The 18,026-nt window shown below is 73.5% G+C and carries 20 protein-coding genes and 1 pseudogene; 9 read left to right on the top strand and 12 right to left on the bottom strand.

Annotated features, from left to right (window positions below; genetic code table 11):
• Positions 1-315: 315 nt before the first annotated feature.
• Both ASE20_RS16725 and ASE20_RS16720 read right to left on the bottom strand, forming a co-directional pair.
• Positions 316-1,269, bottom strand: coding sequence for a succinylglutamate desuccinylase/aspartoacylase family protein (locus ASE20_RS16725; RefSeq protein WP_056895719.1), 954 nt, complete (start codon positions 1,267-1,269; stop codon positions 316-318).
• A 6-nt stretch (positions 1,270-1,275) separates the two neighbouring features.
• Positions 1,276-1,764 (bottom strand): ATP-dependent zinc protease, encoded by a 489-nt coding sequence (locus tag ASE20_RS16720; protein WP_056895718.1) that lies wholly within the window; start codon positions 1,762-1,764, stop codon positions 1,276-1,278.
• Between the two features lie 36 nt (positions 1,765-1,800).
• On the opposite strand from ASE20_RS16720, the pseudogene ASE20_RS16715 reads away from it, so the two are divergent.
• Positions 1,801-2,661, top strand: a pseudogene (locus ASE20_RS16715) (ATP-grasp domain-containing protein); the annotation flags it as partial.
• Complete coding sequence (locus tag ASE20_RS26065; RefSeq protein ID WP_412778597.1) at positions 2,644-2,988, top strand: cation:proton antiporter regulatory subunit; 345 nt, start codon at positions 2,644-2,646, stop codon at positions 2,986-2,988. The pseudogene ASE20_RS16715 and the gene ASE20_RS26065, both read left to right, overlap by 18 nt.
• 9 nt (positions 2,989-2,997) lie before the next feature.
• On the opposite strand, the gene ASE20_RS16710 is transcribed toward ASE20_RS26065, so the two are convergent.
• The gene (locus ASE20_RS16710; RefSeq protein ID WP_056895716.1) at positions 2,998-3,927 is read right to left on the bottom strand and encodes a pyridoxamine 5'-phosphate oxidase family protein; all 930 of its coding nucleotides are present in this window, start codon (positions 3,925-3,927) and stop codon (positions 2,998-3,000) included.
• A 56-nt stretch (positions 3,928-3,983) separates the two neighbouring features.
• On the opposite strand from ASE20_RS16710, the gene ASE20_RS16705 reads away from it, so the two are divergent.
• A complete protein-coding gene (locus ASE20_RS16705; protein ID WP_056895715.1) occupies positions 3,984-4,745 on the top strand; it encodes an enoyl-CoA hydratase-related protein in 762 nt (253 codons plus the stop codon).
• A 372-nt stretch (positions 4,746-5,117) separates the two neighbouring features.
• Here the strand turns inward: ASE20_RS16705 and ASE20_RS16700 are convergent, their stop codons facing one another.
• Together ASE20_RS16700 and ASE20_RS16695 are read right to left on the bottom strand one after the other, a co-directional pair.
• On the bottom strand, positions 5,118-5,702 hold the full coding sequence (locus ASE20_RS16700) for a TIGR00730 family Rossman fold protein (protein WP_056895714.1): 585 nt from the start codon (positions 5,700-5,702) through the stop codon (positions 5,118-5,120).
• Positions 5,703-5,727: 25 nt separating this feature from the next.
• Positions 5,728-7,659, bottom strand: a complete 1,932-nt coding sequence (locus tag ASE20_RS16695; protein ID WP_200952849.1) for an FAD-dependent oxidoreductase — start codon at positions 7,657-7,659, stop codon at positions 5,728-5,730.
• Between the two features lie 45 nt (positions 7,660-7,704).
• Here ASE20_RS16695 and ASE20_RS16690 point away from each other — a divergent pair, with 45 nt between their 5' ends.
• Positions 7,705-8,583, top strand: a complete 879-nt coding sequence (locus ASE20_RS16690) for a TIGR03619 family F420-dependent LLM class oxidoreductase (RefSeq protein WP_056895713.1) — start codon at positions 7,705-7,707, stop codon at positions 8,581-8,583.
• On the opposite strand, the gene ASE20_RS16685 is transcribed toward ASE20_RS16690, so the two are convergent.
• Positions 8,580-9,152 (bottom strand): TetR/AcrR family transcriptional regulator, encoded by a 573-nt coding sequence (locus ASE20_RS16685; RefSeq protein WP_056895712.1) that lies wholly within the window; start codon positions 9,150-9,152, stop codon positions 8,580-8,582. The genes ASE20_RS16690 and ASE20_RS16685 overlap by 4 nt on opposite strands.
• 183 nt (positions 9,153-9,335) lie before the next feature.
• Here ASE20_RS16685 and ASE20_RS16680 point away from each other — a divergent pair, with 183 nt between their 5' ends.
• The gene (locus ASE20_RS16680; protein WP_056895844.1) at positions 9,336-11,558 is read left to right on the top strand and encodes a HelD family protein; all 2,223 of its coding nucleotides are present in this window, start codon (positions 9,336-9,338) and stop codon (positions 11,556-11,558) included.
• Here ASE20_RS16680 and ASE20_RS16675 read toward each other — a convergent pair.
• Both ASE20_RS16675 and ASE20_RS16670 read right to left on the bottom strand, forming a co-directional pair.
• Positions 11,542-13,470, bottom strand: coding sequence for a hypothetical protein (locus ASE20_RS16675; RefSeq protein ID WP_056895711.1), 1,929 nt, complete (start codon positions 13,468-13,470; stop codon positions 11,542-11,544). The two genes, ASE20_RS16680 and ASE20_RS16675, sit on opposite strands and share 17 nt — an antisense overlap.
• A complete protein-coding gene (locus ASE20_RS16670; protein WP_056895710.1) occupies positions 13,467-14,027 on the bottom strand; it encodes a hypothetical protein in 561 nt (186 codons plus the stop codon). The genes ASE20_RS16675 and ASE20_RS16670 overlap by 4 nt, the downstream gene beginning before the upstream one ends.
• Before the next feature lie 92 nt (positions 14,028-14,119).
• Here ASE20_RS16670 and ASE20_RS16665 point away from each other — a divergent pair, with 92 nt between their 5' ends.
• The 4 genes from ASE20_RS16665 to ASE20_RS16650 are packed head-to-tail and all read left to right on the top strand — an operon-like array spanning position 14,120 to position 16,156.
• Complete coding sequence (locus ASE20_RS16665; protein ID WP_056895709.1) at positions 14,120-14,725, top strand: TetR/AcrR family transcriptional regulator; 606 nt, start codon at positions 14,120-14,122, stop codon at positions 14,723-14,725.
• 41 nt (positions 14,726-14,766) lie between these two features.
• On the top strand, positions 14,767-15,633 hold the full coding sequence (locus ASE20_RS16660; protein ID WP_056895708.1) for an oxygenase MpaB family protein: 867 nt from the start codon (positions 14,767-14,769) through the stop codon (positions 15,631-15,633).
• A gap of 9 nt (positions 15,634-15,642) precedes the next feature.
• Positions 15,643-15,870, top strand: coding sequence for a hypothetical protein (locus ASE20_RS16655; protein ID WP_056895707.1), 228 nt, complete (start codon positions 15,643-15,645; stop codon positions 15,868-15,870).
• A 4-nt stretch (positions 15,871-15,874) separates the two neighbouring features.
• Positions 15,875-16,156 carry a hypothetical protein gene (locus ASE20_RS16650; RefSeq protein ID WP_056895706.1) on the top strand — a complete coding sequence of 94 codons (282 nt, stop codon included), beginning with the start codon at positions 15,875-15,877 and terminating at the stop codon, positions 16,154-16,156.
• Between the two features lie 4 nt (positions 16,157-16,160).
• Here the strand turns inward: ASE20_RS16650 and ASE20_RS16645 are convergent, their stop codons facing one another.
• From ASE20_RS16645 to ASE20_RS16630, 4 genes are read right to left on the bottom strand one after another with little or no spacing between them, the layout of a single operon-like run.
• Complete coding sequence (locus ASE20_RS16645; RefSeq protein WP_056895705.1) at positions 16,161-16,487, bottom strand: hypothetical protein; 327 nt, start codon at positions 16,485-16,487, stop codon at positions 16,161-16,163.
• Position 16,488: 1 nt separating this feature from the next.
• The gene (locus tag ASE20_RS16640) at positions 16,489-16,887 is read right to left on the bottom strand and encodes an arsenate reductase ArsC (protein ID WP_056895704.1); all 399 of its coding nucleotides are present in this window, start codon (positions 16,885-16,887) and stop codon (positions 16,489-16,491) included.
• Complete coding sequence (locus tag ASE20_RS16635; protein WP_225869125.1) at positions 16,887-17,570, bottom strand: aquaporin; 684 nt, start codon at positions 17,568-17,570, stop codon at positions 16,887-16,889. Before ASE20_RS16635 ends, ASE20_RS16640 begins: the two co-directional genes overlap by 1 nt.
• Positions 17,567-17,923 carry an ArsR/SmtB family transcription factor gene (locus ASE20_RS16630; RefSeq protein WP_056895702.1) on the bottom strand — a complete coding sequence of 119 codons (357 nt, stop codon included), beginning with the start codon at positions 17,921-17,923 and terminating at the stop codon, positions 17,567-17,569. Before ASE20_RS16630 ends, ASE20_RS16635 begins: the two co-directional genes overlap by 4 nt.
• Positions 17,924-18,026: the final 103 nt, after the last annotated feature.

Here is an 18,026-nt window from a genome sequence, read left to right as displayed (position 1 = left end):
TCGGATGGGCGGCGCGGTTGTCGGCGCGGACTTCGTCCGCGCCGCCGCTGACGCGGCCGCCCGTCCCGTGATGTCCGCTGCGCGCTCGGTGACCCCCTCGAGTGGTCACAAACCGCAGAGAATTCGCCCGGAAATCTGCGGTCTTTGACCATTCGAGGGGGTCGTCACGCGCCGCCGGACTGAAGCCCGGCCGCCGGACCCAGCCACCCACCCAGCTCCTCCGTCGCTGCTGCTTGAGAGCCCGACCAGCTACCGCACCGCCGCCGGCCGGCGTCCAGCCCCCGCGCGACCCACCGATGCGCAGCCAGCCCGCCCTCAGACCGGTGTCGCGACGTGCACCAGCGCGTCGCCGGCGTTCACGATCGGAGCCCGGGTCAGGCCGATCACGATGCCCGGCCGGTCGGCGTGCACCAGCCGCACCCGGCGGCCGAAGGTGTCGGACAGCCCGCCCAGGCGCTGGCCCGCCTCGACCCACTCGCCGAGGTGGACGTCGAGGTGCAGGATGCCGGTGCCGCGGGCGCGGACCCAGTTGCTCGACCGGGACTCCACGACGTCGAGCGCGTCGGCCTCCGGCTCGGGGTCGATCATGCCGAGGGAGGCGAGCACCCGTCGTACGCCGCGCACGCCGACGGCGATCGCGTCCTCGTCGAAGCGCAGTGCCTCGCCGGCCTCGTAGAGCAGCACGGTCGCGCCGCGGTCGCGCGCGGCCTGGCGCAGGGACCCGTCACGCAGCCGGGCGTGCAGCATCACCGGTGCTCCGAACGCCTCGGCCAGTTCGCGGGTGCGCGGGTCGTCGAGGTCGGCGCGGATCTGGGGCAGGTTGGCGCGCCGGTCCGCCGCGGTGTGCAGGTCGAGGCCGACGTCGCACTTGCTGACGACCTCGGTCATGAACAGGTGCGCGATCCGGCTGGCCAGGGAGCCGCGCGCCGAGCCGGGGAAGGAGCGGTTGAGGTCGCGGCGGTCCGGCAGGTAGCGGTCGCCGGTCATGAAGCCGAGCACGTTGACCACGGGTACGGCGACCAGGGTGCCCCGGAAGGAGCGGGCCGTGAGCGTTGCCATCGCCTGCCGGATAACCTCGACGCCCATGACCTCGTCGCCGTGGATGGCAGCGTTCACCCACACGGTCGGGCCCGGCTCGCGGCCGTGGACGACGCGCACCGGGAGGCTGACATCGCCACCGGTCACCAGCCGGGTGATCGGCAGCTCGACCTCCTTGGTCGCGCCGGCGCGGACCCGCACGTTGCCGATCGCGAAGGACTCACGCGCCACGCCGGGTCACCTGGCCACTCCCCGGTTCTTGCGGCGGACCTTCCGCGGCGGGCGGCCGCCGAGGTACGAGCGGCCCGAGTCGACGAGGAAGCCCTGGCGCAGCGCCTCGCGGCCGACGAGCATCCGGAAGCCCATCTCGTCGCGGCGGGTCAGGGTCACCTCGGTGGTCACGGTCGTGCCGAGCAGCTCGAGCTCGGTGAGGACCACGAAGCGCTCCTGGGTGTGACCGGTCGAGCTGCGGATCGTGCGGCGGTCGTGGACCGGGCACTCGACGTAGACCGCGTCCTCGGCCGATCGCTGCCACGGGTGGACCGAGAAGTGCACCCAGTCGGCGCCGTCGCGCTCGAAGTGCGTCAGGTCGAACGCATGCAGCGCCGAGGTCCGGGCACCGCTGTCGAGCTTGGCCTTGACGGGTCCCACCCCCAGGCCGGGCAGGCGGACCCACTCTCGCCAGCCGGCGACCACCGGCGGGCTGCTTGAATGGGGGCTGACCACGTACCCATCCAAGCAGGCACTCCGATCAGGACGGGAATGAAGCTCGCGATCCTCTCCCGCGCTCCGCGGTCCTACAGCACCCAGCGCCTGCGTACGGCGGCACTCGACCGGGGCCACCAGGTCAAGGTGCTCAACACGCTGCGCTTCGCCATCGACCTCTCCGGTGACCTTCCGGACCTGCAGTTCCGCGGCAAGCAGCTGTCGGACTACGACGCGATCCTCCCGCGGATCGGCAACTCGATCACCTACTTCGGCACCGCCGTCGTGCGGCAGTTCGAGCAGATGGACGTCTACACGCCCAACACCGCCAACGGGATCTCGAACTCGCGCGACAAGCTGCGCGCCTCGCAGATCCTGTCGCGACACAACATCAGCATGCCGGCGACGACCTTCGTGCGGGACCGCGCCGACGTGATCCCCGCGATCGAGCGGGTCGGCGGTGCGCCGGTCGTGATCAAGCTGCTGGAGGGCACGCAGGGCATCGGCGTCATCCTCGCGCCGAGCATCAAGGTCGCCGAGGCGATCATCGAGACCCTGCAGAGCACCAAGCAGCAGGTGCTGATCCAGCGCTTCGTCAAGGAGAGCCGCGGCCGCGACCTCCGCGCGCTCGTCGTCGGCGACCGCGTGGTCGCGGCGATGCGGCGGGTGGCGCAGGGGGACGAGTTCCGCTCCAACGTGCACCGCGGGGGCAGCGTGGAGCCGGTGGAGCTCGACGCGGAGGCCGAGCGGATCGCCGTGCGCGCGGCGCAGATCATGGGCCTGAAGGTGGCCGGTGTCGACATGCTCGAGGCCGACGACGGCCCGCAGGTGATGGAGGTGAACTCCTCGCCCGGCCTGGAGGGCATCGAGAACGCCACCAAGCTCGACGTGGCCGGCGCGATCATCGACTACATCGACAACCAGGTCGCCTTCCCGCAGATCGACGTCCGCGAGCGGCTGTCGGTCTCGACCGGGTACGGCGTCGCCGAGCTCCTCGTCCACGCCGACGCCGACCTCGTCGGCAAGTCCCTCGGCGACTCGGGCCTGCGCGACCGCGACATCACCGTGCTGACCCTGCACCGCGGCACGATGGTGATCCCGAACCCCTTCCCGCACCACGTGCTGGAGGCCGAGGACCGGCTGCTGTGCTTCGGCAAGCTCGAGGAGATGCGCTCGATGATCCCGGCGCGCCGCAAGCGCACCCGCGTCAAGAAGCTGCCCAAGCAGCCGATCCACACGGACTGACGCCGCGGCTCACACCGCCTGGGTGCCGGTGCGGAAGCCGTCCCAGAAGGTGACCCGCTCCGTCGCGAGCCGCCAGCCGCCGCCGTCCGGGCCCGGGTCCGGGTGCAGGTGGCCGCGCAGCACCACGCCGCGCTGGTCGGTCGGCCGGGCGCGCACGGCGTCGTGGAAGGCCAGGCACGCCGGCAGCCCGCCGTCCCCGGGGGTGGCCGGTGGGAGGACGCCGGGCGGCAGGGTGACGTGGCCGGAGGCCGGGTCCCAGCCGGCCGGGACCGCCAGTGGTCCCTTGCGGGCGAGGACGCCGAGGACTCCGCTGGTGGCCTTCGCCGGGAGCTCCTCCAGCCCGTCCGGTACGACGCCGGCGAGCGCGGGCACGCCGGACGGGTGGGGCGTCGTGCCGTCGTACCGCGGCTCGGCGGGCCACTCGCCCCGCTCCTGGACGACCTCCCCGTCGGCCACGAGCAGGGCGGCGCGGGGCCGGACCGACACGAGCGTGAACTCCTTGGGACTCGAGGCGCGCAGCGCGGACTCGGCGTCGCGGACGAAGCCCACGAGCTGGCTCGGGTTGCGACTGGCCCAGGACGCCGCTCCCCACGGGACGTCGAGCAGCACCGACAGCAGGCTCGTCGACGGGGTGAGCGAGGTCGGCGAGAGCAGGGTCGCCCGGCCCCGGATCACGACCGACTGCGCCGGGTCGCCGACCACGATGCCGACCTGCGGGCGCGCGGCGAGGGCGCGTCCCTTGGCCGTGTTGCCGCGGACCAGGAACCAGAGGTGGTGCGCGCTCACGCCGTACAGGACCGGCGTGACGAGCGGTCCCCGGCCCGGGTCGAACGCCAGCAGCGCCAGGCGACCCTTCTCCAGCGTGCGCTGCATCTTCGGCGTCAGCACGCGCTTGCGTCCGCTGGGGAGCGCGGGAGCGAGCGGAAGTCCGTTGATCACGTCGTTGCCTTCGATCGGGGGTCGGGACCGGCCCGGCTCCTCACTAGTCTGGCGCCATGACTGACGCACCTGCGGAGCTCGTCCACCTCGACGTCGCCGACGGCGTGGCGACGATCACGCTCGACTCGCCGCACAACCGCAACGCCCTCTCGCGCCAGCTCGTCACCGAGCTGATCGCCCACCTGGCCACGGTGGACGCGGCCGACGACGTCCGTGTCGTGCTGCTGAAGTCCTCGGGCCGGGTCTTCTGCTCCGGTGCGGACCTCTCCGAGGCCGCGACCGTCCCGATGCAGGAGGGTGCCCGCGCGATCGTCGGTGTCCAGCGCCAGATCGTGGCCCTGTCGAAGCCTGTCGTGACCGTCGTCGAGGGAGCGGCCCGTGCCGGCGGCATCGGCATCGTCGCCGCCTCGGACGTGGTGGTCGTGGCCTCCGACGCGACCTTCGCGCTGACCGAGGTGAAGCTCGGCCTCACGCCGGCCGTCATCTCCCTCACGGTGTTCCCGCGGCTGACCCCGCGCGGCCTGGCCTGGACCGCCCTGGGCGGCGAGGTCTTCACCGGCGCCGAGGCCGCCGACTTCGGGCTGGCGACCTTCGCCGTGCCGGCCGACGCGCTCGACGCCAAGGTCGCCGAGGTGGTCGGCCAGCTCGCGACCGGCGCCGCGCAGGGCCTGCGCGAGACGAAGAAGCTGCTCGCCGCGGACCTGCTCGAGCGGATCGACACCAAGGGCGAGGAGCTCGTCGAGCTCAGCGCGCGGCTGTTCGGGTCCGACGAGGCCCGCGAGGCGATGACGGCGTTCCTGACCCGCAAGAAGGGCTGACCGCCTGGGGGCGGCCGCGCGNGGCTGGGCGGCGCGGTTGTCGGCGCGGACTTCGTCCGCGCCGCCGCTGACGCGGCCGCCCGGCTCGTGTGGGTCTGTTGCGTGTCGGTGACCCGCTCGATTGGTCACAAACCGCAGAAAAAACGGCCGAAAATCTGCGGTCTTTGACCATTCGAGGGGGCCAACGCGCACCGCCGGACCACCACCCGACCGGCGGACCCAGCCACCCACCCAGCCCGCTCGTCGCTGCTGCCTGAGAACCCCACCGCCCACGACACCGCAGCCCTCATGACAACCAGCACGTACGCGACCCACGGATGGATCACGAGAGCCACCTGTTCTGGTGGGGGAGACGCGTGCCCCGGAGACCGATCAGGTGCCGCTGAGCTTGTCCACGAACGTCGCGCCGGCCCGTCCGACCAGGCCCGCGAGTGCGGTGGCGAGGTCGTCGGTGACGACCACGTCGTCGAGCACGGCCTGCCGGACGAAGCCGGCGTCGACGATCCCCTGCAGCGCGCCGAGCAGCGGCTGCCAGAACCCGCCGACGTCGTAGAAGCAGACCGGGTCGGGGTGGAACCCCAGCTGTCGCCAGCTCCAGACCTCGATGATCTCCTCCAGCGTCCCGATGCCGCCGGGGAGGCAGAGGAAGCCGTCGGCGAGCTCGGCCATCATCGCCTTGCGCTCGTGCATGGTCTCGACGACGTGCAGCTCGGTCAGGTCGTCGCGGCCCCACTCGCGCTCGACCATGCTGCGGGGGATCACGCCGATGACCTCGCCCCCCGCGTCGAGCGCGCCCTGCGACACCGACCCCATCAGGCCGTGGCCACCGGCGCCGTACACCAGCCCGATGCCGTGCTCCGCCAGGCCGCGACCGACGTCGTACGCCGAGCGCGCGAGCGCCTCGTCGTGGCCGGGTGCGGATCCGCAGAAGACGGCGATCCGCCGCAGGCTCGTCATGGCACGAACACTAGGCCGCGTCGCCCTAGAGCGACGCCACCAGCGTCGCCGCGTCCGCCGTGGCGCCGCGGATGAGGCCGAGCCCGTTCGCGTCCCCGACCGTGCGGACGACGACCCCGGGCAGCCCGTCCGCGAGCGCTGCCGCCGGCGCGGGGTCCGCGACGACCTCGCCCGCGAGCACGACCGCGTCCGCCGGCAGCTCGCGCGGCGTGCCGTTCGCGGGCGTCCAGGAGACACCCGACGCGGTGATCGCCGAGACGGTGCACCCCGTGTGGACCGTGATGCCGAGCCGGTCGAGCCGGTCCATGTGCTCGGTGCGGCGCTTGGACCCGAATTCGGGGGCGATCTCGGCGCCGGTCGCCAGCAGGGCGACGAGCGCGCCCTCGCCGGCGAGGGTCTCGGCGAGCTCGACCGCGGCACCGCGGCCGCCGACGACCACCACCCGCCGCGGCCCGGGGGCGGCGGTCGTGTCGATCCCGCGCCGGACGTGGGGGAGGTCGGCACCCGGCAGCTCCGGCAGCACCACCCGGCCGCCGGTGGCGACCACGACGAGGTCGGGAGCGAGCGCGCGGACCGTGGCGACATCGGCGGGGGTCCGCAGCCGCACGGTGGCCGCCGAGGCGGCGACCTCGGCGAGCAGCCAGTCGAGGTAGGAGCGGTTCTCCTCGTGCACGACCGACGCGTCGACCAGCGCGCCGCCGAGCCGGTCGCCGGCCTCCAGCACGGTCACCTGGTGCCCGGCGGCCGAGGCCCGGACCGCCGTCTCCAGCCCGGCGGGTCCACCGCCGACCACGACGATCCGTTGCGGCGCGGGGGCCGCCGGCACGCGGTCGAGGTCGTGGCCGGTCAGCGGGTTCACCGCGCACTCGGTGGCGAGCTTCTCCTCCAGCGTGTCGATGCAGTTCTCGCAGGAGATGCAGCGCCGTACCCGGGTCGCGCCGCCGCCCCACCCGCCCAGCTTGCGCGGGAGGTCCGGGTCGGCGAGCAGCGGCCGACCCATCGCGACGAAGTCGGCCCGCCCGTCGGCCAGCACCTGCTCGGCCAGCGCCGGGTCGTGGAGGCGCCCGACCGCGATCACCGGGACGTCGACGACCTCGCGCACCGCGGCCGCGCCGCCCACGTTGAGCCCGTCGCCGTCGTCGGCGGCGTTGACCATCCCGGTCACCAGGCGGTCGATCACGCCGCCGCTGACGTGGAAGGCGTCGACGCCGGCCTCGACGAGGAGGGGCGCCATGGCCGCGGTGTCCCACACCGGCCGCCCGGCGGCGACCCGCTCGTAGCCGGAGATCCGCAGCGTCACGGGGAAGTCCGGTCCCAGCTCCGCCCGGATCGCTGTGAGCGCTTCCAGGACCACCCGGATCCGCCCCTCGACGGACGTCCCGCGGTAGCGGTCGCCCCGGCGGTTGCGCTGCGGGGCCAGGAAGGAGCCCAGGAACATGTAGCCGTGCGCGGCGTGGAGCTCGAGGCCGTCGTACCCCGCCTCCCGGACGCGCACCACCGCCGCCCGGTAGAGGTCCAGGATCTCCCCGATCTGCTCCTTGGTCGCCTCGGCCGACGGCCGCCCGGTCAGGTACGACGCGATGACCGACGGTCCCAGCGAGGTGACCCCGAACATCTCCGGGCCCAGCCCGTCGGGCCCGGCGTGCACGACCTGCGGCTGGATCCGCGCGCCGTGCGCGTGCACGGCCTCGACGAGCCCCTTGTGAGCGCTCACAGCGGCGTCCGTGCCGATCTGCAGGCCGCCCGGCGTCTCGGGGTGCCGCGGGTCGATGCCGGTCGCGCCGACGGTGATCAGCCCGGCGCCGCCCTCGGCCCGCCGGGCGAAGTGGGCGACGGTCCGGTCCGAGGGATGCCCCTCGGGCGTGCCGTACATCGTCTCCATCGGCGACATGACGATCCGGTTGCGCAGCTCCATCGAGCCGATCCGGCCGGGCGCGAGCAGGTGCGGGAACTCCACCCGCCGACCCTAGAACCTGTTCTAGTTCCTGACTAGGGTGACGTCGTGGACTTCGCGATGGTCACCGCCTACCAGCCCGTCGACCAATTGGTGGCGCTCGCGCGTGCCGCCGAGGACGCCGGGTTCCGCTCGCTGAGCATCGCCGACCACGTCGTCGACCTGGAGACCGTCGCGACGCCGTACCCCTACACGCGGACCGGCGAGCGCCGCTGGGAGCCCGACGTCGACTGGCCGGACCCGTGGGTGACCGTGGGCGCCCTCGGCCAGGTCACCACGCGGTTGGAGTTCTTCACCTCGATCTACGTCGCCGCGATGCGCAACCCGTTCGTCGTCGCCAAGGCGGTCGGGACGGCGGCCGCACTGTGCGGCGGCCGGGTCGCGCTGGGCGTCGGCGTCGGGTGGTGCCGCGAGGAGTTCGAGCTGCTGGAGCAGGAGTTCGGCACGCGCGGACGTCGTACCGACGAGGCGCTGGACCTGATGAAGAGGCTCTGGGAGCCGGGCTGGACCGAGTTCTGCGGCGAGTTCTACAGCTGCGAGCGGCTCGCCATGAAGCCCGAGCCGCCGGGCCCGGTCCCGGTCTGGGTCGGCGGCCTGTCGGACGTCGCGATGCGCCGAGCCGCCCGCCACGACGGCTGGGTCGGCGACATGGCCACGGTCGAGGAGGCGATCGCGATCGCGGGGCGGCTGCGGGAGCTCCGGGCCGAGGCCGGGCGCGACCTCGACGAGCCCTTCGACGTCGTACCGGCGCTGACGGACGCGCTCGTACCCGAGGACTTCGTGCGCGCGGCCGAGGGCGGCGTCACGATGTGCATGACGATGCCGTGGATGTACTACGTGGGTCAGCACGCCCCGCTCGGCGACAAGATCGCTGCCGTCGAGCGGTTCGGTGCCGAGGTGATCGCGCCCGTCCGGGCTCTCGGCTAGCCCTCGAGGTAGAGCGTCAGCATCGTCACGATCGCGCGGTGTGCCCGATCGAGGTCGACGTGGGTGCCGAGCAGCTTCTCGTTGCGCAGGCTGCGCAACATGGCCGGCAGCACCTCGGACATGGCGATCCGCCGCTCCTCGTCGAGGCCCTCGACCCCGTCGAAGAAGTGGACGAACGCCTCGGAGGCGAGCTCGTCGAGGCGGCGGATCGACGCTGCGGTGCGCGGATGGGTCTCCGCGAGCAGGTCGAGCGGCCGCGGCAGGGCCCACCGCATGGTCTCGATGCTGACCGCGTGCGGCGAGTCGAGCACGGAGAGGTAGAGCTCGGTGACCTCGGCCACCCGGCCGGCGATCGTGGGGCTCTGGGGCGTGGCCCAGAGCTCCGGTCCGACCTCGGCGACCTGGTCGGCCACGGCCGACCAGAAGCCGTCGGAGTCGCCGAACAGGTTCTGGACCGAGCCCCAGCTGAGGCCGGCCTCCTTGGCCACCAGGTTGATCGAGACGGCTTCGGGCCGCCCCTCGCCCAGCAGGCGCAGAGCCGTGGACAGCAGTTGTTCCCGAGCCGCCACTCCTCGGCGGTTCGGTTTGCGCGTCGATGCAATTGGCGTCGTTGTCATCTAGCCCCCCTAGCTGCGATGCCTCCTCCTATCTAAGCACCCCTCTCAGCCCTGTAGAGTTGACTGCTTGCTGCGCGGGACCCCGAGTTCCGGCGGCTTTTTCCTGACGAGCAGTGGACGGTGGGGGTCACGTCGGTGGCAGACGAGCTGGTGGAGCGCGAGGTCGCAGCGGAGCAGGCCTTCGTCGACCGGGTCTACGAGCAGCTCGGAGAGGCCGGGAAGGCCGCCGAGCAGCTGGCGAAGGAAGGGCACTCGCGCGCCCACATGGGCCATGAGGGCGGCCTCGTGGAGCGCGACGCGATGGTCTTCCAGGCCGCGAAGCGGATCGCCCAGCTCGACGCCGCGCAGGAGGGCCTCGTCTTCGGGCGGCTCGACCTCGACGCGGCCGTCGACCCGAAGCCGCGCTACGTCGGCCGGATCGGCCTGCGCGACGACAACCGCGACTCGCTGCTGATCGACTGGCGCGCCCCCGCGGCCGCCGTGTTCTACCAGGCGACCGCTGCCGAGCCGCGGTCGGTGATCCGGCGTCGCGTGCTGCGCAGCACCGCCGCGAAGGTGGTCGGCGTCGAGGACGAGCTGCTCGACGCCGAGGCGCTCACCGTTGCCGAGGAGCAGGGCCGCGACCTGCCGATCGTCGGCGAGGGCGCGCTGATGGCGCAGCTCTCCCGCGCCCGCGACCGCTCGATGCACTCCATCGTCGCGACCATCCAGGCCGAGCAGGACAGGGCGATCCGCGCCCCCGCCAAGGGCGTCGTCTCGATCTCCGGCGGTCCCGGCACCGGCAAGACCGTCGTCGCGCTGCACCGTGCGGCGTACCTGCTCTACAACGACCGCCAGCGCTACGAGCGCGGCGGCGTCCTCGTCGTCGGCCCGTCCGGCGTCTTCATGCGCTACATCGAGCGGGTGCTGCCCTCGCTCGGCGAGACCGCGGTCGCACTGCGGAGCCTCGGCGAGGTCGTCGACGAGGTCCGCGCGACCCGCCACGACGAGCCGGCCGTCGCCGACGTGAAGGGCTCGGAGCGGATGGCCGAGGTGATGCGCCGTACGGCGCGTCAGCAGGTCCCCGGGAGCCCGGGCGAGTACCGCGTGTTCTGGCGTGACGACCGCCTGGTCCTCGACCGCGGCAGGCTCGGCCAGATCCGTCGCCAGCTGATGTCCCAGGGGCTGCGCAACAAGCAGCTCCCGCGCGTCTCCAACGCCCTGCTCGACGCGATGTGGCGCCAGGTCCGCGGCGAGCGCGGTCGGGAGCAGGGGCGCGAGAAGTTCAACGACGAGATGCTCTCGCGGCAGGACTTCCTCGACTTCGCCCACGCGTGGTGGCCGCCGCTCGACGCCCCGACGGTGATGAGCTGGCTGCGCGAGCCCGAGTTCGTCTCGCGGGTCGCCGACGGCGTGCTCTCCCCCGAGGAGCAGCGCCTGGTCGCCAAGTCGTGGGCCCACCTCGACCCGTCCCGGCCGATCAGCGGGCAGATCTCGATCGAGGACGTGCCGCTGCTCGACGAGCTGCGCTACGCCCTCGGCGACGTCCCGCAGAAGGCCGACGACGACCGCGACGACCCGATGGCCCTGATCGAGGGCGCGGTCAACGTCCAGGAGCTGATCACCGCCTCCGACCGCGAGTTCGCGACCGGCCCGGCCTGGCGCGCGCCGGTCAGCAGCATCGAGGACGACGGCTACGCCCACGTGCTGATCGACGAGGCGCAGGACCTCACCCCGATGCAGTGGCGGATGGTCGGTCGTCGTGGCCGCACCGCCTCCTGGACCATCGTCGGCGACCCCGCCCAGTCCTCCTGGCCGCTGCCCGCCGAGGCCGCCGCTGCCCGCGCCGCCGCCCTGGAGCGCAAGCAGGTCCACTCGTTCCACCTGTCGACGAACTACCGCAACTCCGCGGAGATCTACGCCCACGCGGCCGCCTACGCAGAGCGCGTCGGCCTCGGCGCCGACCTGCCCGACGCCGTCCGCCGCACGGGCGAGTCGCCGCGCGAGGTCGTGGTGCCCGCCGGTGGCGACCTCGAGGCCGCCACCCGCGAGGCGGTCCTCGACGTCGCGGGCCGCGTCTCCGGCACCGTCGGCATCGTCGTCCCCGTCGCCCGTCGCTCCGAGGTCAACGCCTGGCTGGCCGGCTGGCCCGAGCTCGCCGACGACGCCTCGGGAGCCCGTGCCGCGATCGACTCCTCGGTCACGCCGTCCGGCGAGGACCGGGTCGTCGTGCTGACCGGCCTCGACACCAAGGGCCTCGAGTTCGACGGCATCGTCGTCGTGCGGCCCCAGGAGATCGAGGACGAGTCGGTGACCGGACGCGCCACGCTCTACGTCGTGCTGACGCGCGCGACGCAGCTGCTCACGACGCTGGGCTGACCCGGACCTCCTGCCGGCGGCCGAGCTCGACCTCGACCACCGCGCGGCCCTCGCCGTCCGCGGTCAGGGTCGCGTCGCGGGCGCCGGTGACGTCGTACCGGGTGCCGGGGCGGAGCTGGGCGAGCGTGAGCCGGGTGCGGACCGGGCCCTCGCCGGGGACCAGCACGAGGTCGAGCGCGGCGCCGTCGGACACCGCCCGGGCGACCAGCACGTCCGGGTACGCCGCCGCGTCGAGCACCGGGCCGTCGCGCCACTCGCGCGGCGGACCGAAGGCCACCAGGTCACGCAGTGCGCTGCGACGGCCGAACCGGCCCAGGTTGAGGTAGGAGTTCGCGAGGCCGCTCGCGCCGGCGACCCGCTCGGCGCCGTACCTCTGCTCGGTGGGGCAGCGCTCGGCGATGGTGCGCTCCGCCGCCCGCGCGGTCTCCTCGTCGCCGATCTCGCGCGCGGCCATGGTGGTCACGGCCAGGGTGAAGGTGTCGGTGCCGAGCTGGTAGCTGCCGGGGTCGAGGCGGCTGACGACGCTGCGCGGCGTGGAGACGAGGCCGTCCTCGACACGCAGCCAGCCGTCGCGCAGCAGCCACCAGGTGCGCTGGGCGAGGTCGGGCATGCCCGGGTTGAGCCAGTAGGCGGTGGCGAGCTGCACCGACGGGCTCGCCCAGAAGTTCCACGACAGCCCCAGGTGCGAGGAGCGCACGCCGACGATGCGGCCGTCGGGCCGGAGGAACTCGGACTCGTAGGCCCGGCGCAGGCGGGCGCGGACGTCGTCGGCCTCGCCGGAGGACTGCAGCTGCTCCTGGGCGAGGACGGTGTTGAGACCGAAGGTGTTGCAGATCGTGTAGATCCAGTTGGGCTCGCACGGGTAGAGGCTGAACCGCGAGTCGCGGACGCTGGCCCGGACGTTCGCGGCGAGCGCGCCGAGGTCGTAGGGGAACGACGTGTCGTCGTCCCAGCGGAAGTCGAGTGAGCCCGGCCGGGTGTAGCGGTCGTCGTTGAGCAGCGAGTACATCCCGACCTGCAGGCCGAAGAATCCGGTCAGCATCACGTTGCCGCCGAGCGGGACCGGGTCCTTGTCGCGGCGCAGGTTGCCCCACGCGTTCTCGAGCGCCCAGTAGCCCCACACCTTGCGCTGCAGCACCTTGTCGATGGTGTTGCGCTGCGCCTCGGCGAGGTAGCCGCGGAAGGCCGGCGTGCGGGTGAACTGCGACATCGACAGGCCGTACGACAGGGCGTTGAGCTGGTAGCGCAGCGCGCCCTCGCGGAACTGGTCGAGATGGGTGAAGCCGTCGTACGAGTCGGCCGGCTGGAGCGCGGTGTCGAGCGCCGCCCGCAGGCGGCGCAGGTCCTCCGCGGTGTGCTCGACGACCGCTGCGTCACGCGGGTACGACGGCGCTCCGGTGATCCGGAACCCGACCTCGGCGAGGCGTGCGTTGAGCTTCGCGCCCCGGCGGCGCTGGGACCGGTGGCGGGCGGCGTGGACGGCCACGGCGACGAGGGCCGCGGCCGGAACGGCCGTCAGGACGGCGATCCCGGCTCCGGCCGAGCCGGTGGGATCGTCGAGGGTCAGCGCCGGGAGTGCTGCCGAGACGAGCCAGACCAGCGGTGGCAGCACGGTCGGTCCGGCCGCCCACCACACGAAGACCGCGAGCAGCACGGCGAGCAGGGCGACGGCACCCAGGACCGGGTGGCCGGCGTGGAGGAGCCCGCCGCCCGGGAGGGTGAGGCCGAGCGCGAGGACGGTGGGGCGGGGGCCGGCGTCGACGGCGAGGGCGACGGCGCCGAGGGCCCAGAGCACGGCGTACCCGGCCCCGGAGCGGAGCATCGCGCGGCGCGTGGCCGGCGGGAACAGCGGGACGTCGGTCGGCAGCAGGACGGTGGTGGTCTCGTCGGGACGGACGGCGACAGTGGTCACGGTGTGCTCGTTTCGAGGCGGGGTCGGGGGCGCGCGAGCCGTTGGGCGGCGAGCACGACGAGGAGGGGGCCGCTGCCGTGCAGCAGCAGGTCGAGGGGGAGTGCCGCGACGCGGAGCTCGAAGAGCCCGAGCAGGTGCATGTCGAGCAGGCCGAGCTCGGTCCACGCGACGCCCGCGCCGAGCAGCACCGCGGGCACCGAACGTGCGCCACCGCCGGCGAGGCCGGCCAGCAGGGTGACGGCGACCAGGGCGACGAGGCCGGCGTCGCGCACGACCCACGGTCCGTCGAGGGTGCGGACCACCGGTGTGGCGCGGAGGATCGTGATCGCCAGGGCGTACGCCGCCGTACCGACGGCGACGCCGACGAGCGCGCTGCCCGTCAGTCCGCGCCGCCGGGGCACGCCGGCCGGCTCTGCGCGGAGGGGAGCCGTGCCGTCGGCCGAGCGGTGGGCCGGGGGAGCGAAGGTCGGCTCGACCGGTCGCCGGTCCGGCAGGAGGCGGAACCACGCGGCCCGGACCAGGCCGATGACAGCAGCGATCGCTGCGCAGCAGGCCATGGCGACCCCCCATCTGTTACGGTGCCGTAACAGAATTTAGGACGGGTCCGGGCAGGTGTCAACGGGCGTTCGTCGTAGGCGAGGATGGGGGCATGGCGGGAGGTCGGTCCTACGGCGGCATGAGTGCGGAGCAGCGCACCTCGACGCGGCGTGCGAGCCTCCTCGAGAGCTGCCGCACGGTCATCGGGCGCGACGGCGTCGCCGCCGTGACCGTCGAGGCGGTGTGCGCCGAGAGCGCCCTCGGCAAGCGGTACTTCTACGAGAGCTTCCCCGCCCGCGAGGACCTGTTGCTGGCCGTCGCCGACGCCTTCTACGACGGCCTGCTCGACCAGCTCCGCACGACCATCGCCGGCATCGATCCCGACCGGCGCGCCCGCCTCGTCGTCGACGTGCTGGTCGGCGTGCTCGGCGGTGACGAGCGCCTGGCCCGGCTGTACGTCGAGAGCCCGGGCACCCCCGTCCTCGCGGCCCGCCGGCAGCGCGCGATCGAGGAGTACACCCGCTTCGTCGCCGACGAGGTGCTCCCCGGCACCGCTCGCGGCAAGCGCGCCCGGGCCCGCCGCCTGCTCGCCACCCGCCTCCTCGTCGCCGGCACCACGGTGCTGGTCGCCGACTGGCTCGCCGGCGACGCGGAGGGCACGCAGGCCGACGTCGTCGCCGCGATCACCGCCCTCGGCGGAGCTGTCGCCACGGCCTGACTCCGCCGCCGCGGGTTGTCGGGCAACGGCACACTGGACGGATGGCGGGCATCACGACGTTGCGTCACCAGCTCGGCGCGGCGATCTTCCACCGCGTCGCCGGTCCCGACGGTGCGCGGCACCGCGACCGGATCCACGACACGCCCGGTCCGCGGTGGTTCGACCCGGCGAGCCCGATCGGACGGGTGCACGGGGACGCCTCGATGTTCGTCGGTGGCATCCGGGCGCTGCTGCTGCAGAGCCTCCACCCGGCGGCGATGCGCGCCGTGTCCGAGCACTCGGGCTACCGCGGCGACATGTGGGGACGCCTCGCCCGGACCAGCCGGTTCCTCGCCGTCACCACGTTCGGCACCGCCGACGACGCGCAGCGCGCGGTCGACGCGGTGCGCGCCATCCATGACCGGGTCACCGGCACGCTGCCGGACGGCTCGTCGTACGCCGCATCGGACCCGCACCTGCTGCTGTGGGTCCACGTCGCCGAGGTGGACAGCTTCCTGCGGGCCCACCGGGCGTACGGCGCCGAGCCCCTCGACGCGGCCGGCCGCGACACCTACGTCGCGCAGACCGCCGAGGTCGCGCGCCGGCTCGGCGTCGTCGACCCGCCCACGACCGAACGCGAGCTCGCCGAGGTCCTGGCCCGCTTCCGCCCCGAGCTGCGCGGGACGCCCGAGGCGCGGGAGGCGGTCGGCTACGTCCTGCTGCGCCCGCCGCTCCCGTGGGTGGCGCGGCCGGCGTACGGCGTGCTCGCGGCGGCCGCCGTCGGCCTGATGCCGGCCTGGACCCGGGTCCCGCTCCGCCTGCCCTGGCTGCCGGTCGCGGAGCAGACGGTGGTCCGCGTCCTCGGCGGCGCCGCGGTCGGCACCATCCGTTGGGCGATGTCGCCGCCAGCGGTCGCCGCGGCGACGTAGCATCGAGGCATGGAACGCGACGAGGTCGAGGACACCTCGACCGCCTGGGAGCGCGGCGAGCACCTGCCGAACGACGCCCGCAGGATGGGCCTGAGCCCCCTCGTCCCGGACGGCGCGATGCTCGAGTTCGCGGGCTCGCTCGACAGCTCGAAGCCGAGCCACCGCATCGTCGCGTGGGTGCTGCTGGTGGCCTTCCTGCTGCCGGTGCTGCTCACCGTGCTGCGTCTGCTCGGGTAGTCGCGTGCACGTCTTCGTCATCCCCACGCAGCGCTTCCTCGCCTGCCACGTGTGCGAGGGCCTCGTCTTCGCGCAGCGCGAGATCAAGATGACCACGACCGGCATGACCTTCTTCGACCTCGACTGGTTGAACAAGTCCGCCGACGGCGCGATCTGCGTCCGGTGCGGCTACGTCCACACCTTCATGGGCAACGCCCACCAGTGGGTGCCGCCCGAGCAGGTCAAGGAGGGCGACCTGCCCGCCGACCCGCTGGCCGGCACGACGCCGCCGGGTCCCGTCGACTGAGGGCTCACGCCAGGTCGTCGAGCGCGGCCACGCCGCGCTCGGACACCTCGCGCCAGACCTGCTGGGCCAGGGTCATCGCCTCGTGGCGGTCCGCGCGCTTCAAACGGGTCCGGACACCGCTGTCCGACTCGACGTCGACCACCCACGCGCCCTGCCATCCGAGCTCGGCGAGGAGCCGCCCCGCCCATGACCGCACGGTCGAGGACGAAGGCAGCAGGTTCGGCAGGCCCCGCCCTTGGGCGCGATCCAGGCGGGCGGATGCGCGTTCGACGGCGATCGACACCCGGATGCCGTCGGGCCCGTGGGCGTCGTCCAGGTACTGACGCGGCACGTCAGCCCACCAGCTCGGCGACGAGCGCCTCGACCCGCCGCCTGATCTCGTCGCGGATCGGACGGACCGCGTCGATGCCCTGGCCGGCGGGGTCGTCGAGGACCCAGTCGTCGTACCGCTTGCCGGGGAAGTACGGGCACTCGTCGCCGCAACCCATCGTCACGACGACGTCGGCCACCTCGACCGCCGACGAGGTGAGCACCTTCGGGGCCGCGCCGGCGATGTCGATGCCCTCCTCGGCCATGGCGGCGACCGCGACCTGGTTGACCTGGTCGGCGGGCTGCGAGCCGGCCGAGAGGACCTCGACCCGGTCGCCGGCGAGGTGCTGCAGGTAGCCGGCGGCCATCTGGGAGCGGCCGGCGTTGTGGACGCAGACGAACAGCACGGTGGGGCGGGACATCAGGCCTCCTGGGGGGACGGGGCGGGGTGCAGGAACCGGACGGCGAGCAGGGCGAGGCCACCGCCGACCAGCTGCATCAGGACGAACGCGGGCACGGAGGCCGGCGCGATGCCGGCGAAGGTGTCGGACAGCATCCGCGCGACCGTCACGGCCGGGTTGGCGAAGCTGGTCGAGCTGGTGAACCAGTACGCCGCCGCGATGTAGCCGCCCACGGCGTACGCCACCGTCTCGACCCGGTCGGAGCGGAGGGCGCCGAACACCACGAGCACGAGCCCGAAGGTGGCCACCACCTCGCCGACCATGAGGCCCGAGCCCGTGCGGGCGTGCTCGGACAGCTCGACCGCCGGCAGCTCGAACATCAGGTTGGCGACCACGGCCCCGAGCGCGCCGCCGACCACCTGGGCGCCGACGAGCGCGCCGGCCGCCGGCCAGCCGACGCGACCGAGTCCGGCCTCGACCAGTGTCACGACCGGGTTGAACGAGGCCGACACCGGCTGGAAGGCGATGATCAGCGCGACCAGCGCGGCGCCGGTGGCGAGGCTGTTCTCCAGCAGCTGGAGGCCGGTGTCGCCGGGGGAGAGCCGCTGGGCGGCGATGCCGGAGCCGATGACGGTGGCGACGAGGAAGGCCGTACCGAGCAGCTCGGCGACGGCCCGGCGCGCGAGCACAGGAGCAGGATTCACGCGGAGACCCCGCCGAGCAGGGTCGCCAGGTCGGCGAGCGCCCCCGCGCGGACGCGGTAGTAGACCCACACCCCGCGCTTCTCGCGGTCCAGCAGACCGGACTCGTGGAGCACCTTGAGGTGGTGGCTGATCGTCGGCTGGGACAGCTCGAAGGCGTCGTTGAGGTCGCAGACGCAGGCCTCACCGTCGGCGTGGGAGGCGACGAGCGACAGCAGCCGGAGGCGCACCGGGTCGGCGATCGCCTTGACCAGCGGCGCGATCCGCTCGGCGGCGTCGGAGGTCAGCGGCTCCCGGGTGAGCGGCGAGCAGCAGGCGACCGTTTCCACGGGCGTCAGCTCGAGGGACTTCGACATGTGTCGATATTGACAGATGTCGATGTCTCGGTCCAGTCTGTGCAGACATCGACCATCATCTATATCTGAGGAGGAGCCATGGACGACTGCTGCACCGGCACCG

Source organism: Nocardioides sp. Root240, assembly GCF_001428825.1.
GTDB lineage: Bacteria > Actinomycetota > Actinomycetes > Propionibacteriales > Nocardioidaceae > Nocardioides.
The sequence above is the reverse complement of the archived record's forward strand: the minus strand, read 5'-3'. Positions and strand labels throughout refer to the sequence as shown.

Bases quoted from the DNA above. Each gene is read 5' to 3' on its own strand.
- ASE20_RS16705 (WP_056895715.1), top strand. From the start codon at position 3,984: ATGACTGACGCACCTGCGGAGCTCGTCCACCTCGACGTCGCCGACGGC.
- ASE20_RS16700 (WP_056895714.1), bottom strand. From the start codon at position 5,702: ATGACGAGCCTGCGGCGGATCGCCGTCTTCTGCGGATCCGCACCCGGC.
- ASE20_RS16670 (WP_056895710.1), bottom strand. From the start codon at position 14,027: ATGGCCTGCTGCGCAGCGATCGCTGCTGTCATCGGCCTGGTCCGGGCC.
- ASE20_RS16665 (WP_056895709.1), top strand. From the start codon at position 14,120: ATGGCGGGAGGTCGGTCCTACGGCGGCATGAGTGCGGAGCAGCGCACC.
- ASE20_RS16660 (WP_056895708.1), top strand. From the start codon at position 14,767: ATGGCGGGCATCACGACGTTGCGTCACCAGCTCGGCGCGGCGATCTTC.
- ASE20_RS16655 (WP_056895707.1), top strand. From the start codon at position 15,643: ATGGAACGCGACGAGGTCGAGGACACCTCGACCGCCTGGGAGCGCGGC.
- ASE20_RS16640 (WP_056895704.1), bottom strand. From the start codon at position 16,887: ATGTCCCGCCCCACCGTGCTGTTCGTCTGCGTCCACAACGCCGGCCGC.
- ASE20_RS16630 (WP_056895702.1), bottom strand. From the start codon at position 17,923: ATGTCGAAGTCCCTCGAGCTGACGCCCGTGGAAACGGTCGCCTGCTGC.